We start from the raw sequence: 16,762 nt of genomic DNA, 5'->3' as shown, positions 1-16,762 counted from the left end.
AAAGCATATGTGCGTTAACGGGTTACTAGACAAACATTTATGAAAAGGGGTAATAATTTTGAAGAAAAAGATGATTGCTTCTCTCCTTATCTCAGCGGCTGCACTTGTAGCGGTAACTGGCTGCGGGGCCAAAAATGACAACACGTCAGGTTCTGGCAACAACGCAGATTCCAAAACGTATTCAATCGCGATTTCGCAGTATGTAGAGCATCCGTCGCTTGATGCAACACGTGAAGGTTTCCTGGCAGCACTGAAGGATGCCGGTATTACGGAAGGTGACAACCTGAAGGTTGATATGAATAACGCGCAAGCGGATGCCAGCAATAATCTATCTATCGCTCAGAAGATCGCTTCCAAAGATTACGATCTCATTCTAGGTATCGCAACGCCATCTGCACTTGCTGTTGTACAAGAAGAGAAAGAAAATCCGGTATTGTTCGCGGCTGTAACGGACCCGCTTGCGGCGAAGATCGTCAGCAACTTGGATAAGCCCGGCGGTAACGTTTCCGGTGCATCGGACACGAACCCTGCCGCGATTACGCAGCTGATGGAATTTATCGCAAGCAAATTTACAAACGTGAAGACAGTAGGTATGGTCATCAACGAGGGCGAGCCGAATGCAGTTATTATGGCTGACCTGGCTGAGAAAGCTCTTGCTGAGCACAACATCAAGCTGCTTAAAGCGCCTGTAACGGCTACTTCCGAAGTAAGCCAAGCGGCTGAATCGCTGGTTGGCCGTGCGGATGCCCTTTACATCGCATTGGATAACACGGTTGTAAGCAGCGTTGACTCCATCATTAAAGTAGCTAACGATAACAAAATCCCATTCTTCTCGAGCGATCGCGATACGGTTGAGAAGGGTGCTTTTGCAACAGTAGGCTTCAAATATTACGACCACGGCTACCAAGTTGGTCAAATGGCTGTTGAAATTCTTAAGAACGGTAAGAAACCAGCTGACATGAAAGTAACGGTGCCGGAGAAGCTGGATCTTATTCTTAACCTGAAAGCCGCTGAAGCGCAAGGCATCACGGTAACAGACGATATGAAGAGCGAAGTGAAAGATCAAGACAACAACATTATTAAATAAATAAAGGTTGATCGGAGTGGGCGGTTCCTGTCGCTCGCTCCTTTTTTATTTACTAAATAAGGAGGCAATGACGATGCTAGGATCAATGATCGGAGCGGTAGAGCTGGGTCTGCTGTATGCATTAATGGCGATCGGCGTCTACATCACGTTCCGCATACTCGATTTTCCCGATTTGACTGTTGACGGCAGCTATACGACAGGCGGCGCTGTTGCGGCGATCATGATTACGCATGGCTACGAACCGTGGATTTCCACCATCTGTGCTTTTATTTGCGGGTTGGCTGCGGGTGCAATTACGGGCCTTCTTCATACGAAAGGCAAAATCAATGGGCTTCTTGCCGGTATTCTCATGATGATCGCGCTCTACTCCATTAATCTGCGGATTATGGGTAAGCCGAACGTTTCGCTTGTGAATACAGATACGCTGTTCTCCGCTATTTCGGACAATAGCTGGGTGTACATTCCGGTTCTTGCCGTACTTGTGCTGCTCGTTAAGCTGCTGCTGGATGGGTTTCTTCATACGGATGTGGGCCTTGCGCTTCGTGCAACCGGCGATAATGCCCGGATGATTCGCAGCCTAGGTGCCAACACGGATACGACCAAGATCATCGGCGTGAGTCTATCGAACGGACTCGTTGCGTTATCCGGTGCGTTAATTGCGCAGGAGTCGGGTTTTGCGGACATGTCCATGGGGGTCGGAACGATCGTACTGGGACTTGCTTCGGTTATCATCGGGGAGGCGATTTTCGGCTTCCGCACCGTGTTTCAAGCGACATTGGCAGCCGTTCTCGGCTCCATTGTGTACCGGATTATCTACGCGCTCGCACTGCGCGTCGAGTTCTTCGATGCATCTGACTTGAAAATGATTACGGCCCTAATCGTAGTCGCTGCGCTGGTCATCCCGACTGTTCGGCGCTCGATGAAGCAGAAGGCTTTGGCCCGGAAACGAACCCAGGAGCTGCTTGTCGCAGCTGGCAGCAAGGGAGGTCGAGCTTAATATGTTGGAAATTGCTCAAGTATCCAAGCTATTCAATCCCGGAACGCCGGATGAGAAAATCGCGCTCATGAACATTCAGCTGAAGCTGAACCCCGGCGATTTCGTTACGGTAATCGGCAGTAACGGCGCAGGTAAATCGACGCTGATGAACATCATCTCCGGCGTGATGAAGCCGGATATCGGCGAGGTTCGCATCGATGGCAAAGCGATTCACCATCTGCCGGAGCATGAACGCAGCCGCTGGATCGGGCGCGTCTTCCAAGACCCGATGGCAGGTACCGCTCCGACGATGTCGATCGAGGAGAACCTGTCGATGGCTTACATGCGCGGCAAGAAGCGTGGCCTCAGCTGGGGTGCCAGCAAGGCGAAGCGCAAGCTGTTCCACGAGCAGCTGCAGCGCCTAGGGATCCGGCTCGAGGAGCGGATGAGCGCGAAGGTCGGCTTGCTGTCCGGCGGCGAACGCCAGGCGCTCAGCCTGCTGATGGCGACGTTCACGAAGCCGCAAATTTTGCTGCTGGACGAGCACACGGCAGCGCTTGACCCGGCTCGCGCGGAGCTTATCACGGTGCTCACCGAAGAGATCGTCCGCGAGATGAAGCTGACGACGCTGATGGTGACGCACAATATGGAGCAGGCGATTCGCCTCGGCAATCGCTTGATCATGATGGATAAAGGCCGAATCATTCTGGACATCCCGGAATCACGCAAACGCGACCTGACGGTTCCGCAGCTGCTCGGCGAATTCGAGCAGATCAGCGGCCGCCAGCTGGCGGACGATCGGATTGTCTTGGGGTAGAGATGTTAAAGTCGAGAATAGGCTGCGCGATGCAGCCTGTTCTCGACTTTTTTGTTGTGGCGCGGCGCGCCCGGTGAGTGGAAGGGGCCGCTATCCTCCGTGCCCCATGCCCGCATCCGAAGAAAAGCAGCTTCCGCACATGATCGTCCTCACCATAAGCGGCATATCCGCTAATAGTGGAAGGGAAGGCTCGAATGAAGCAAGTTAAGCGGTTATTCCGCTTAAAGTGCCTGCAGCAGCGAAAAAGTAACCTTTCTCGCATGATTTCCGATGCCATAAGCGGCATATCCGCTAACATTTGAAGAAACGGCCCAATGGAGGCGCTTTTAGCGGCTATTCCGCTTAAAGTGCAGGCAACCGAAGAAAAGTAGCATCCTGCGGATGATCTCCATCGGCATAAGCGGCTATTCCGCTTAAAGTGCAGTCGACTGTAGAAAAAGTAACCTCCGCGCATGAAATCCACCGCCGATGGTGAGGCTGAGAGTCTCAAAACGCGACTCTCACCGGCGAAACCGCCCCAAAAAGAAACTGAGAGTCGCAAAATCCGACTCTCAGCTCCGAAAAACCGACAATCCCGCTCACGCCGGAGCGCGAGAGTCGCAAAACACGACTCTCACCGGCGAAACCGCCCCAAAAAGAAGCTGAGAGTCGCAAAATCGGACTCTCAGCTCCGAAAAACCGACAATCCCGCTCACGCCGGAGCGTGAGAGTCTCAAAACGCGACTCTCACCGGCGAAACCGCCCCAAAAAAAAGCTGAGAGTCGCAAAATCCGACTCTCAGCTCCCCAACTCCCGCGCAGGCCGCGGTTAGCGCCACGCCGCACGCCGCATCTCGCGCCAAGCGAGCTACATTACTCCCCCAGCTGCTTCGCCAGCCATTCCTTCACCGTGTCGAATACGTCCTCGCGATCAAGCTCGTTGTGAAGCTCGTGCTTGAGGCTGGGCCACTCGATGAAGGTGCATGGAGTGCCGGCTTGGTCGGCAAACTGCCGACTAGCTTTGATGGAGGTTACTTTATCGCTCCCACCATGCATGAGCAGCAGCGGCAATCGCCACTCGGCAGCATGTTTTAAAGCCCACACCCCGGCACTTTGCACGCTGAGGAAGAAACGCGCGGTGATGGAGCCATGGCCAAGCGGATCCTCTTGATACCGTTTGATCATGATCGGATCAGAAGTCAAATGGTCCCCGTTCAAAGGTCTATTGTTAGAATAGGACGGGAATAATCGATTCACGATCCGCGCGATCACTACTTGGAGCGGGGGCGGGTTGAAGGCGAGCATTAGCCATGGCCCGGTGACAATAACGCCGTTAACATCCGGTTTCCGCCGGAGTACGTAGTTCAGCGTAACATTGCCGCCCATGCTATGTCCGTATAGGAATACCGGCGTTGCCGGGAAGCTCTCTTTTGCAGCTATAAGCATGGAATCAACGCCGCGAAGCAGTGCATCATAAGACGGTGTGTGCCCGCGTTTGCCTTCGTTCTTCCCATGTCCTACCTGATCGAAGCCGAAGACCGCGTACCCGGCTGCCGTAAACATTTCAGCAACATGCTGGTAACGACCGATATGCTCACCCATTCCGTGGATGAGACATACAACGGCTCGAATGTCCTGCCGATTCTCGGGCATCCATTCACAAGCATGACGAACGGTACCATCTTCGCATTGCAGCTGAAAAATACGTTCACTCATCGTTCTGCCTCCCGTAGGCGTTCATTCCGCCAGATGCGATTTTTCCGAATTGTTCTTTACATTGCTAATTCAAACTTTACCATAGTAGAACCGGGAAAATAAACGCGAACGTCAATCGCCTAAATTTTAGACTGGAAAGAAAGCAGGAGTTACGGCATTATAGAGAGAAGTTCAACGGTAGCAAGTTTATTCTAATAAACCAAATCGTCATGTATCAGGAAAGGTGGACGTATGCGTAAAACGAAAGTAGGTATTATTGGCTGCGGCGCAATCAGCGGCATTTATCTGGAGAACTGCACGGGCAGCTTCAGCGGCGTGCTTGAAGTTGTAGCCATAGCGGATCTGTTCGTAGCATCTGCGCAAAAGCGTGCAGAGGAGTTCGGCATCCCTAAGGCGTGCTCGGTTGAAGAACTGCTGGCAATGCCCGAGGTCGAAATCGTCATTAACTTAACTTCCCCGACTGTTCATACTGAAGTAAACTTGCAAATCCTTCATGCCGGCAAACATGTCTATGCGGAAAAACCGTTCGCGCTAACACGTGAAGATGCAGACCGCGTTCTAGCCTTAGCCCGTGAAAAAGGTCTCCGTGTCGGCATCGCGCCGGATACATTCCTGGGTGCAGGCCTTCAAACCGCCCGCAAGCTGATCGAAGATGGCTGGATCGGTACACCGTATGCGGCAAGCGGTTTGATTATTATGGGTAACGCTTACGATGCGATGCATCCGCAATTTCAAAACTTCCTGCAAACCGGCTGGGACCCGCTTTTCGATATGGCGCCTTACTACCTGACGGCATTCGTTAATTTGCTAGGTCCGGTTCGTAAAGTGTCGGGCTCCGTAGGCAATGTGAACCGCGAGTTCACGGTGACGAATCCGAAATCGCCTCGTTTTGGCGAAACGGTGCCTGTTACGGCGCCTATGCATGTTTCGGCTTTGCTGGAGTTTGATAACGGTGTATCCGCAACGCTGCAAGTCGGCAAAGAGAGCTTCGGCTACACGCCGCGTCTTGAGATTTACGGCACAGAAGGCAACCTGGTAGTCAATGATCCAAACATGTTTGACGGTGCGATTACGCTGCAGCAGTCGAACGGTACGGTGAAAGAGTTCCCGTATTCCCACGGTTTCTCGAAGAACAGCCGCGGCATCGGCGTAGCCGATATGGCGTATGCGATTCAATCCGGCAGACCGCACCGCGCTAGCGGAGAGCTGTCCCGCCATGTTCTTGATATTACGATTGGCATACTCGATAGCGCTGAGAGCGGCAAACATATTGCTGTTACAGCACCATGCGAAGTTCCGGCTCCACTGCCGCTTGGCTTGAAATACAATCAACTAGACGCATAGCACATAGGATATAAGATGGGGGTCTTAAAATCATGAGCGAAAAAATCCGAGTTGGACTGATCGGTTACGGTTTTGCCGGCAGAATTTTTCATGCGCCATTTGTAGATGCTGTTGAAGGGCTGGAGCTGGCTGCTGTTGTTGAGCGCAGGTCCGCCCATTCCAAGGAGAAATATCCTGGGGTCAATGTCGTAAACGATGTCCGTCATCTGTACGAGGATCCGAGTATTGACCTTATTATCGTTACGACGCCAAGCACGGATCACTATGCGTTCGTGAAAGACGCGCTGCTCGCTGGCAAACATGTGGTCGTCGAGAAGCCGTTCACGCCGACTTCTGCAGAAGCGGACGAGCTTATTGCCCTTGCGAAAAAGCAAGGCAAAGTGCTCAGTGTCTACCATAACCGCAGATACGACGGCGATTACTTAACGATTAAGGAGCTGCTTCGTCAAGGTATGATCGGCGAGGTGAGAGATTGCACCTTCTCATGGGACGGTTTCGATCCGGTCATGCAATCGACGAATTGGCGCGAAGGAGCACAACCGGGTACCGGTGTATTCTACGATCTGGGCGTTCATTTGTTCGACCAAGCACTCACGCTCTTCGGCATACCGGATTCCATCAACGGCGATGTTCGGGTGCAGCGCGAAGGTGCGGAGGCACATGATTTCTTTGATGTGACGCTGTTCTATGGCGATCGGCAGAGAGTGCGGGTGAAGTCCTCGAAATTTGTACGTGAAGCCAGCCCGCGTTATGTATTGCATGGCACGGAAGGTTCTTTCGTCAAATACGGAACGGATCCGCAGGAGGCTGCGCTGATTGGCGGAGCGATGCCGGGCGATCACGGATTCGGTATGGAACCGCGCGAAAATTGGGGAAAGCTCAATTCTTCGATCGGAAGCATGCATTTTGAAGGCGTTGTTGAAACGTTTCACTCGTCTTACACAGGTTATTATGACAATATTTACAAGCATATCATTGGACAAGCAGAACTGAATGTGAAGCCGGAAGAAGCGAGAAATGCGATCCGATTGATCGAGCTGGCGCTTCAAAGCAGCGAGGAAGGCAGAACGCTGCCGGTTAAGCTGTAGGCTGACGTGCTTCTGCAAAATAGGAGGAACGAAGATATGTTTCCATTCCAAGCGTCATTGAACGCTTCGACATTATTTCCTTTTAAGTTAAATGTGCTGGAGCAGATCACGGTTGCTGCCGAAGCGGGATATGAAGGTATTGAGCTGTGGGTTTCGGATATCGAAGCATTCCTGTCAGGCGGCGGAACAGCCGAGCAAATTAGAGAGTGCTTGAGCCTCAACAAGGTTGTGTTCGCGAACGCGATTGCTTTCTTTAAGTGGGCGGATGTGGATGCTGCTGTACGTGCAGAAGCTTTTGCCCAAGCGGAGCGTGAGCTGCGCATGCTGGCTGAGCTTGGCTGCCGCGCTGCGGCTGCGCCTCCTTTTGGCGATGTGGCTAATGTTTCGCTCAGCGAAATGGGACAGTATTATGCGGAACTGACGGCGCTTGGCCGCGAGATCGGCATTGATGTCTATTTGGAGTTCTGGGGGAAAGCGAGCAAGCTTTCGACCGTTAACGAAGCGAAAGAAGTCGTTCTGGCTTCCGGCGTCGAGCAAGCACAGGTATTGCTTGACCCGTTCCATATGTACACTGGCGGAAGTAGCGTAGAGGACTTGAAGCAGCTGAAGGGCAGTCAGATCGGCATCGTGCATGCCAATGACTACCCGGCGTCACCTTCGAGAGAAGTCATTACAGATGCAGAGCGGGTATTCCCGGGTGAAGGCGTTGCGCCTTTGAAAGAGATTGCCGAAGTGTTGTATGCTTCCGGCTATCGCGGTTATTTATCGGTGGAATTGTTCATCGAGGACTTCGAAGATCTTACGGCTCTTGAGGTAGCGAGCAAAGGGATTCAGACATTGAAGGCAGCTTTTCAGGTGGAAGTGTAACGAATTGGCGTATTCAGAGGGCTGGGCTTTCGGATGAAATCCGGTGCTCAGCCCTTTTCCAATATCTTCTTTACAGCTGGGCGCTTGCAGACCTATAATCGACTCGAGAAGCGTCAAATCAGGTTCTAAGGGGATGCTGTAATGAAACTATCCGTATGTTTGGATGCTCTGTATCATGGGAAGGATTTCTTCGCCAGTCTGGAGGAAGTTCGCGCCATTGGGTATGACACCGTTGAGTTCTGGTCGTGGTGGGATAAGGACGTGGAACGTCTTGCACAATTTGCAAGCGATTACAACATGACGATTGCTTCCATGTGCGTGAAGGCGGCGAATTTGGTCGATGAATCATTGCGAGAGGCTTATCTGGATGGACTGAGAGAGACGATTGCCGCTGCCAAGCAGCTTAACTGCCGTACATTGATTTTGACGGTTGGGCAGGAACTTGCCGATGTACCGCGGGAGGTGCAGCAGCAATCCATTATTGACGGACTTCGCGCGAGCGCGCCGCTGGTTGAGGCAGCCGGTATCACCATTGTGCTCGAACCGCTAAACACGCTTGTTGATCATAAAGGCTATTATTTATCTTCATCGGAAGAAGCTTTTCATATTCTCCGTCAGGTCGGGAGTCCGAACGTGAAGCTGGTCTTTGACATCTATCATCAGCAAATTACGGAGGGGAACCTGCTTGCAAACATCCTTCCGAATTTGGAGCTGATTGGCCACTTCCATGCAGCGGGCAATCCGGGTCGTCACGAGCTGAGCTCGGGGGAGCTGCATTACGGGCGGATTTTTGAAGCACTGGATGCGGCTGGCTATGAGGGCTACATGGGACTGGAATACTTCCCGGTTGCCGCGCCGGAGGTTGGGTTAAGGGAGCTGCTTGCTGAATTGAGCGTTTAGTAGCGGCAATAGCAAGCGTTCAGAACAAGTAGCAAAAGCAATGACAGTAGCATCGGCAGAAACAGTAGCAATAGCAGTTCTGTAACGCAAGATAGAGTGCTGTGCATGAAAGACATTGGGAGGAGCATGAATGATGAAGTTGACGGATGAGCAGCTTGCGTTCTTTGACACCTTTGGCTTTATTAAGTTTGCCGGACTCTTGAAGGCTGAGAACAGTTGGATCACGGAAGAATTTGAAGCGGTTTTTCCAATGCTGGAGGAGAAGCATGACGGCTCCAAGCGTACGATGATCGTGCCGTTCGTCGACCAGCGCGAGCGGCTGTGCTCGTTGGTCGACGATCCGCGAATTGCCGGAATCGCGAAATCGCTGCTAGGCGAGGATTTCAATTACATGGGTAGTGACGGGAACTATTACACCGGCGATACGCCTTGGCATCGGGATGGGGAAAATCGGGCGCGGCGGCATATTAAGATCGCGCTGTATCTGGATGAGCTGGATGGGTCAAGCGGTGCGCTTCGTGTGATGCCGGGTACGCATCGGTTGGATGACCAGTACGGACAGGATGCGGCAAAAGTTTGCCGGTCCATCGGACAGCTAGGCATCCATGGTGCAGACCTGCCTGCGCAAGTACTTGATGTCGTGCCGGGCGATGTGCTGGTGTTTGACCACAATCTATTTCACGCTTCCTTCGGAGGAAGCTCACAGCGCAGAATGTTCACCTTGAATTTGTGCCAGCGCTTTAAGGACGAAGACATGGATGAGCTGCGCAGCTATATTCTGATGCATGCCCATTTCCGCCGCGACCACTATTATGGTCAAGCGATGCTAAGCAGCGCCACAGAGGAGCGGCGCACCCATCTGGAGCAGGTCGACGCCATCTGCGGCGACTACGCCAAACGGACCGAGCATCTCCCGCGCCTCCCGATGCGGATCGGAATGCCTTAAATTGCAAAGCCCCACTGAGGAACGGTTATCCGTTCTTTGGTGGGGCTCTTTATTTTTGTGGTGGTGGGAGAGTCGAGCTCTCAGCGAAAGAAGGGTACGAGGGGATCTACAAAAGTAACTAGTCTCGTGAAAGTGTTGCTCATGTAGCTACTCTTTGCTCGATTTAGCGGAATTTCGGTGAAAGTGTTGCTCAGGGAGCTACACATTGCTCGATTTAGCCAAATTTCGGTGAAAGTGTTGCTCTGGAAGCTACTCCTTACTCGATTCTTCGAAACGTGCTCATGAAGCGCACTAGGGGATCTACATGGTAGCGTAATTGGAGGAATGAGCAAAAGAAGGGTACGAAGGGATCAACACAAGTCTGAACGAATGACGCCGGAGCAATTTCGGAACCTATGCGGCTAACATTCCCAACAACAAAAAGGGCAGCAGCCAAGCCATCTCGCGATGAGCCTAAGAGCTGCTGCCCCTTCGTGCGTTTACAATTTAAACCGGTCTACTCGTTCCTGTAAATCTTCGGCCATCTTCGTCAGGAAGGCTGCCGATGCGGCGATCTCTTCCATGGATGCCAGCTGCTGCTGCGCGGCGGCGGATACATTTTGCGTAGCCATTGCGTTCTCTTCCACAACCTCGGAGATGACCCCGATCGCGGCGACGGTTTCCCTTCCATCGCTTGAAATCTGCTGAGAGACATAAGTGACCTCTTTAATCTGCGATTCCACCTCGAGTACGGAGCCTTGAATTTGTTTGAACAACACGCCTGCACGGCTGATAACGGCAATTCCCTCTGTTACTTCAACCGATGTGGCCTGCATAGATTCAACGGCCATATGCGTACTGCTCTGCATCGATTGGACAACCTCGATAACGCCTTTGGAGGAAAGGGCGGTTTGCTCGGCAAGCTTCTTCACCTCTTGAGCGACCACGGCAAAACCTCTCCCATGCTCGCCGGCCCTAGCCGCTTCAATAGAAGCGTTCAAGGACAGCAGGTTGGTTTGGCTCGATATCTCTTGAATCATACCGACCATTTGGCTGATTTCTACCGATTGCTCGGATAAATTAGTAATGACGTGGGACAGATGCTCAAACGTGAGCTCGATGGACTGCATTTGCGCGACCGCAGTTTGAATCGCTTCGTTTCCTTCAGCCGAGATATGGGAGGTTTGAACGGCCACCTCCGTGACTTGCTGTGCATTGGATGCGATTTCCTCCACGCCTTTAGACATCTCATCGACGGAGGAGGAACCGATTTTGACGCTGTTTACTTGCTTCTCGGCTCCGATCGCCATCAGTTGAATATTCTCTGCGATGAACTGCGTAGCGACCGATGTTTGATCGGAGCTGGCGGACAGCTGCTCGGAGGAAGCGGCGAGCTGATGAGAGGTTTCGTTCACCTCAGTCAGCAACGTCTTCAGGGAATGAATCATATCGTTGAAGCTTGTGCCTAGCTGAGAGATTTCGTCATTGTTGCCTCGCGAAGTATCGATAACGACTGTTAGATCACCGCTGCTGATTTGCTTGGAAACGGTAATCAGTCTGCGAATCGGTGCGACGATGGAACGAATAATGAGATAGATGAGCGCTGCGCCGACAACCATGCAGATCACAATAACAAGAATGGTTTGATATAGTATCGCTGCCGCATCCTCATTGATCTCATCCACGCTGAACGTGCCTGCAAGCTTCCAGCCTGTCATCGTGTTCGTAATGACGGATTCCTTCATCGTCTGACCCTTCTCTTCGTAGGTGAAGAAGGCGGAATCAGCACTATACATCGGTGTTGCAATTGCTGTAGGCACGGGAGTACCAGGCTGAGCCTTCGGGTGAATCAAGTAGGTTTTGTCTGCACCGGAGATCGTGACATAACCGTCTTTGCCGATCTTGACCATTTGAATCTGTTTGGATAGCGCGCCTAGATTAAGGTCAACACCGATAACGTACGAATGATCCGGTGCGGATTTAGCAATGGTGACCACGATTTTACCGTCCGTTGCATTCACATAAGGGGCTGTAACGATAATTTGACCGTTCTGTTTCATCGCTTGCTCATACCAAGGGCGTGTCCGCGGGTCAAAATCCTTCGGCAGCTCCTGCTTAGGCGTGAGCAGCATTTCTCCGGTTGCGGTGCCGACAAACGTGTTGTCAATCTCCGGATGAAGATCGCCGAATTTCTCCAGTTTGCCTAGCAGGTCAGAGGGAGCAGCCGCGGATAGACTTTGCGAGAGGAAATCAACGTCTCTGCGAATCGGCTCGACATAGCCGGTAAGCATTTGATCCAGCACCCGAACATTTTCGTTAACGGTGGCGTTCATTCGTTCTTCAATTTGATCCTTGGCCGTTCCGTACGAGAACCAGCCAATAGCCAGGCTCGGGATCAGCAGGATTGCCGTGAAGGCCAGAATAAGCTTGTTCCGAAGCGTTAGTGAGAATAAAGTGCGTTTCATGAATAGGACCAACTTTCTATCGTCTCATTTTATGGAAGCTGTGGTTCATTAAAGGGCGTAGTTGCTGCCTAAATCATTATCCACCTAAACTATTAAATAATTTTGTGAAAAGGCGGGGGAAAAGGATTAGTTTTTTGTTAGTTCTGTTAGAGCATGAGGAAGAGCATAAAAAAACGAGACCCTAATGGTCTCGTTTGATGAGTATCATCGTTATTTGGTAAAGCAAAGCAGATTGTCGTCGCTGTGAAGATGATTAAGAATCGCTTGCTGAATGAGCTCCGGATCCTTGGTTTGAAACGCATCGAGCAGATCCTGATGATCCTTCTCCATGTGGTCTAAGTCGTAGAACGGAAGGTTTTTGGAGAAATGGAGGCGGATCTGATTGACGATGCTTTGCCAGGTGAGCATAACCGTCCGCTCGGTTGCCATCTCCAGAATGGATTGGTGAAAAAGAATATCAAGATCAACGAGACGACTCTTCGCTCCGCTCGCTACCGCTTCTCTCATCTCATCAATGATGCCCTGCTGCTTGCTGAAGAAATGGTCATCCAGCTTGTCTAGGTAGCGCTTCACGACGAACCATTCGATATGGAAGCGGATCGGCATAAGAATGTTCTGGACTTCATCGGCATCCAAATCCGCGACGACGGTTTCCTTATAGGGAACGGAGAGGAGCAGTCCTTCGCGTTCGAGCTGGCGGATCGCTTCGCGAATAGGGCCGCGGCTGACACCCATTTGCTCGGCAATCTCCATCTCTTTAATGCGCGCACCGGGCTGCAGATGACCGTTAAGTATCGCTTCTCGTAAATCATGCGTCACTTTCTCGCGAAGTGACGTATTGGCTTGCTGCTTGAATGTGAAATCAGCCATATCAGAATTGCTCCCTTGTAAGTGTAAGACTCGCATGATGATGCCTATGTAATCGATAAATCCTAGTATACGTTGAATGCTGAAAAAATGCACTTTGTTTGTATTTTGTTAACAATCTACAATATACAATCAGGGTAAATATTGTTGACAATAATTCGAGCCCAGCACTACAATAAGCTTATTCCAATGTAAGCGCTATACTGTTTAGGTGATTAATACAGTCCTAATGCCGCTATTTGCAGGTTGGCAATTATGAATACGATGAACATTTTACGGCATGAAGACACTACGCGAGCAGGGGGAACTGGCTATGAGAATTACAGAAGTGGAATCGATTTATCTGCGTATTCCGGATTTGGATGCTGAACGCTGCGATGGCACGCAGGACACGCTTATGATCCGCATTCATACGGATGAAGGCATTACCGGCTATGGGGAGGTTGACTCTGTTCCGCTCGTGGCGAAGGCTGCCATTGATGCGCCGCCTTCCCATTCGATTGCTACGGGACTTCGTTCGCTTCTTATAGGAGAAAATCCGCTTGAAATCGACCGTCTGTGGGACAAAATGTACCGCGGTACGATTTACTTCGGCCGCGGCGGTCCGGTCATGCATGCGATGAGCGGCATCGATATGGCGCTATGGGATATTGCCGGCAAGAAAGCTGGCCGTCCGGTATCCGAGATGCTCGGCGGCACGTACCGTTCCAAGCTGAAAGCCTATGCAAGCTCGCTTATGCCCGACACGATTGAAGAGGCGGTTCACCTGGCAGGGCAGTTCGCATCGGAAGGCTACAAGGCGATGAAGTTCGGCTGGGGGCCGATCGGCCGCGATCCGAAATTCGATGAGCAGCAAATTCGCGCGATCCGCGAAACCGTTGGCGAAGACATGGATGTGATGATCGACGGCGGTCTGGCTTGGGATCTGAAAGGCGCGCTCCGCATGGCGGAAGTGTATGAGAAGTACGGCGTGTTCTGGCTTGAGGAGCCGCTCCATCCGGAGGATTTGGTTGGCTATCAGGAGCTGTCCAGACGGACGACGCTTCGCATAGCGGGCGGTGAGCAGGAAAGCGGCGTGACTGCGTTCCGCCGGTTAATTGAGGACGGCGGACATGATATTGTCCAGCCGGATTTGGGCCGCTGCGGCGGATTGACCGAAGGTAAGCGTATCGCGTACATGGCGCATGAGCGTCATAAGCTTGTTGTACCGCATGCGTTCAAGACGGGGATTCTGGTTGCGGCGAGCACGCATTTTGCTGCGGCGATTCCGAACGGATTCATGATCGAGCATACCGCATCCACCTCGCCGCTTGCACGCGACTTGGTCTCGGAGGCGATTACGTTCAAGGACGGCTACGTGTATGTACCGGATCGTCCGGGTCTTGGCGTTACGGTCGATGAAGCAGTCGTGGAAAAATATCGCGTCAAATAGGAGGATTCATCTCACATGGCGAAAGCGGGCAGGTTTGACGGCAAGGTGGCGCTGATTACAGGCGGCGCAACAGGTGTCGGCTATGCCACGGCGTGCCGTTTGGCCTCGGAAGGCGCGACGGTCGTCATTACGGGACGCCGCTCGGATGTCGGAGAGCATGCTGCTGCGAAGCTAATTGAGCAAGGCTATCAAGCTAGGTTCATCGCATGCGATGTATCGGATGAAACCGCGGTTGCCGCGATGTTCGCGCAAGTGGAGCGCATCTACGGGCGGCTGGATATTCTGGTGAACAATGCGGCGACGTTCGAACCTATGCGGTTCCTCGGCGCAGAGATAAAGGATTGGCGCAAGGTTTTCGATATTATCGTAAACGGTACCTTCCACTGCACACAAGCCGCTGCGCGCATGATGACGGCCAAGGGCATTCGCGGCTCGATCATCAATGTATCCTCGATTAACGGCAGCCGCGCGCTGGATGAATCATCGAGCTACAATGCGGCGAAAGGCGCGATGGACCAGTTGACGCGCAATACGGCACTGGAGCTAATCGACGTCGGTATTCGCGTGAACTCGGTCGCGCTCGGGTTTATCGAGACGCCGATGTCGGTGGTGGATGGCGTGAAGGAACATGAGACGGACTGGTTCCAAGATATTTACGTCGCCCGCGGCAAAATCGCCCAGCGGCGTCAGGGCCAGCCGGAGGAAGTGGCCGGCGTCATTGCATTCCTCGCATCCGAGGATGCCTCTTATATGTGCGGCGCGGTCATTCCGGTTGACGGCGGATTGTCGATAACCTTTTAAATAAACGAGAGAGGTGCGGGAGAATGGATTCCTTGCGCCTCTTCATCCTGAGAGGAGATTAGAGTCTATGCAGGCACTTATCTATGAAGGTCCGAAGGAAATGAATGTGAGGGAAGTCGAGGCGCCGGTCGCTGGGGAAGACGAAATTGTCATTCAGGTTGCGTTCAGTGGAATATGCGGTTCGGAGCTAAGCGGCTTCTTAGGCAAAAATTCACTACGCAAGCCTCCGATGATCTTCGGCCACGAGTTCTCCGGCACAATTGCCTCCATGGGTAGCCGGGTTGAAGCCTCCGGCGCTTGGGCGATTGGACAGCGCGTCACGGCGAATCCGCTTGTGACCTGCGGCCATTGCGATAAATGCGCGAGCGGCAGGCAGCAGCTATGCGTATCGCGGAAGCTGCTTTCCGCTGCGCTGCCCGGCAGCAACGCGGAATATGTGAAGATTCCGGCAGCCTTCGTCTATGCGGTGCCGGATGGGATGACATTGCAGAAGGCTGCGCTGGCGGAGCCGACTGCTTGCGCAGTGCGTGTTGCGGAGCTCGCCGCCGCGAAGCCGACGGACAAGGTGCTCATTCTCGGCATGGGGCCGATTGGACTGCTGGCTCTTCAAGCCGTATTGCAATATGGCGTTCAGGAAGTGATTGCCGTGGACATGAACGAGGATCGCCTTGCGATTGCGCGGCGTCTCGGCGCGAAGCACGTCATCTGCCCGGCAGGCGTAGATACGCTGGAGGAAGTGAAGCGGTTGACCGGGGGCAGCGGCGTGAACATTGCTATAGATGCGGTGGGCGCTGGCTTGACGCGCAAGCAGTGCGTGCTGGCTTGTGCGACCGGAGGCCGGGTTGTTTTCACAGGGCTGCATGAGGAAGAGTCTGCGCTGCCGATCAATATCGCGATCCGCAGCGAGATTACGATGACGGGCTCTTTTGCTTACTCGGCTACGAATTTCCGTACGGCGCTTCAGTGGTTGGAGGAAGGCCGAATTGGGCTTGATGAAGGTGTAATTGAAGCACCGCTTAGCGATGGCGCGAAATGGTTCGAGGTGTTGCTTGGTTCGCCGGGCAACGTGTCGAAAGTATTGCTAGTTCCCGGAGGTGCATCGTAATGCCGCGTTTTGAAGAATGGCACTCGCCGATTGCCGGCATTAGCCGCAAAATATTCCGCCCCGGCCAAGCGATCATGAGCATGATGCTTACGCTCGATTCGGGCTCGATCGGACCTGCCCACTCACACCCGCATGAGCAGCTTACCTTTGTCATCAGCGGCAAAATCGCCATGACGATGAACGGCGAAACGGCAATTGTCGGCGCAGGCGAGCAAATTCATGTGCCCGGCGATGCGGTGCATGAGGTGAAGGCGCTGGAGGATACGGTGATGATCGAGAACTTCACGCCGCTGCGCGAGGATCTGCTGGCTACGATTACGGAGTAGGGCTTAGAATAACTTAACCTGCTGGGCGAAAGGATCGGAAGGGCGAGATTGAAGTCTAGAGCTTAGTA

General features: G+C 52.7%; 15 protein-coding genes. 12 read left to right on the top strand and 3 right to left on the bottom strand.

The window, feature by feature from the left end; genetic code table 11:
• The first annotated feature begins 58 nt into the window (after positions 1 to 58).
• The 3 genes from AC6ESO_RS19610 to AC6ESO_RS19600 all read left to right on the top strand — a co-directional run bounded on the left by AC6ESO_RS19610 (position 59) and on the right by AC6ESO_RS19600 (position 2,880).
• Positions 59 to 1,087 carry an ABC transporter substrate binding protein gene (locus tag AC6ESO_RS19610; protein WP_494821502.1) on the top strand — a complete coding sequence of 343 codons (1,029 nt, stop codon included), beginning with the start codon at positions 59 to 61 and terminating at the stop codon, positions 1,085 to 1,087.
• Between the two features lie 73 nt (positions 1,088 to 1,160).
• Positions 1,161 to 2,084 (top strand): ABC transporter permease, encoded by a 924-nt coding sequence (locus tag AC6ESO_RS19605; RefSeq protein WP_497092830.1) that lies wholly within the window; start codon positions 1,161 to 1,163, stop codon positions 2,082 to 2,084.
• Position 2,085: 1 nt separating this feature from the next.
• Positions 2,086 to 2,880 (top strand): ATP-binding cassette domain-containing protein, encoded by a 795-nt coding sequence (locus AC6ESO_RS19600; RefSeq protein WP_494821500.1) that lies wholly within the window; start codon positions 2,086 to 2,088, stop codon positions 2,878 to 2,880.
• 851 nt (positions 2,881 to 3,731) lie between these two features.
• On the opposite strand, the gene AC6ESO_RS19595 is transcribed toward AC6ESO_RS19600, so the two are convergent.
• Complete coding sequence (locus AC6ESO_RS19595; protein ID WP_497092829.1) at positions 3,732 to 4,574, bottom strand: alpha/beta hydrolase; 843 nt, start codon at positions 4,572 to 4,574, stop codon at positions 3,732 to 3,734.
• 231 nt (positions 4,575 to 4,805) lie between these two features.
• Between AC6ESO_RS19595 and AC6ESO_RS19590 the strand changes: the two genes are divergently transcribed.
• The 5 genes from AC6ESO_RS19590 (at position 4,806) to AC6ESO_RS19570 (ending at position 9,719) form a co-directional block, all read left to right on the top strand.
• Positions 4,806 to 5,918, top strand: coding sequence for a Gfo/Idh/MocA family protein (locus tag AC6ESO_RS19590; protein WP_497092828.1), 1,113 nt, complete (start codon positions 4,806 to 4,808; stop codon positions 5,916 to 5,918).
• A gap of 32 nt (positions 5,919 to 5,950) precedes the next feature.
• A complete protein-coding gene (locus tag AC6ESO_RS19585) occupies positions 5,951 to 7,006 on the top strand; it encodes an oxidoreductase (RefSeq protein ID WP_497092827.1) in 1,056 nt (351 codons plus the stop codon).
• A 36-nt stretch (positions 7,007 to 7,042) separates the two neighbouring features.
• Positions 7,043 to 7,873 (top strand): sugar phosphate isomerase/epimerase family protein, encoded by an 831-nt coding sequence (locus AC6ESO_RS19580; RefSeq protein ID WP_497092826.1) that lies wholly within the window; start codon positions 7,043 to 7,045, stop codon positions 7,871 to 7,873.
• Between the two features lie 141 nt (positions 7,874 to 8,014).
• Positions 8,015 to 8,773, top strand: a complete 759-nt coding sequence (locus tag AC6ESO_RS19575) for a hydroxypyruvate isomerase family protein (RefSeq protein WP_497092825.1) — start codon at positions 8,015 to 8,017, stop codon at positions 8,771 to 8,773.
• A gap of 130 nt (positions 8,774 to 8,903) precedes the next feature.
• Entirely contained in the window at positions 8,904 to 9,719 is an 816-nt protein-coding gene (locus tag AC6ESO_RS19570) for a phytanoyl-CoA dioxygenase family protein (RefSeq protein ID WP_497092824.1), read from the top strand.
• 479 nt (positions 9,720 to 10,198) lie between these two features.
• On the opposite strand, the gene AC6ESO_RS19565 is transcribed toward AC6ESO_RS19570, so the two are convergent.
• Positions 10,199 to 12,163, bottom strand: coding sequence for a methyl-accepting chemotaxis protein (locus tag AC6ESO_RS19565; protein WP_497092823.1), 1,965 nt, complete (start codon positions 12,161 to 12,163; stop codon positions 10,199 to 10,201).
• A gap of 210 nt (positions 12,164 to 12,373) precedes the next feature.
• Positions 12,374 to 13,033: a GntR family transcriptional regulator gene (locus tag AC6ESO_RS19560; protein WP_497092822.1), complete on the bottom strand. Its 660-nt coding sequence runs from the start codon at positions 13,031 to 13,033 to the stop codon at positions 12,374 to 12,376.
• 310 nt (positions 13,034 to 13,343) lie between these two features.
• On the opposite strand from AC6ESO_RS19560, the gene AC6ESO_RS19555 reads away from it, so the two are divergent.
• From AC6ESO_RS19555 to AC6ESO_RS19540, 4 genes are all read left to right on the top strand, one after another.
• Positions 13,344 to 14,462, top strand: a complete 1,119-nt coding sequence (locus AC6ESO_RS19555; RefSeq protein WP_497092821.1) for a mandelate racemase/muconate lactonizing enzyme family protein — start codon at positions 13,344 to 13,346, stop codon at positions 14,460 to 14,462.
• A gap of 15 nt (positions 14,463 to 14,477) precedes the next feature.
• Positions 14,478 to 15,263, top strand: a complete 786-nt coding sequence (locus AC6ESO_RS19550; RefSeq protein ID WP_497092820.1) for an SDR family NAD(P)-dependent oxidoreductase — start codon at positions 14,478 to 14,480, stop codon at positions 15,261 to 15,263.
• Between the two features lie 67 nt (positions 15,264 to 15,330).
• Entirely contained in the window at positions 15,331 to 16,368 is a 1,038-nt protein-coding gene (locus tag AC6ESO_RS19545) for a zinc-dependent alcohol dehydrogenase (RefSeq protein ID WP_497092819.1), read from the top strand.
• Positions 16,368 to 16,694: a cupin domain-containing protein gene (locus AC6ESO_RS19540; protein WP_497092818.1), complete on the top strand. Its 327-nt coding sequence runs from the start codon at positions 16,368 to 16,370 to the stop codon at positions 16,692 to 16,694. Before AC6ESO_RS19545 ends, AC6ESO_RS19540 begins: the two co-directional genes overlap by 1 nt.
• Positions 16,695 to 16,762 lie beyond the last annotated feature (68 nt).

Source organism: Paenibacillus rhizoryzae, assembly GCF_059686995.1.
This window is presented reverse-complemented; position numbering and strand designations above follow the sequence as displayed.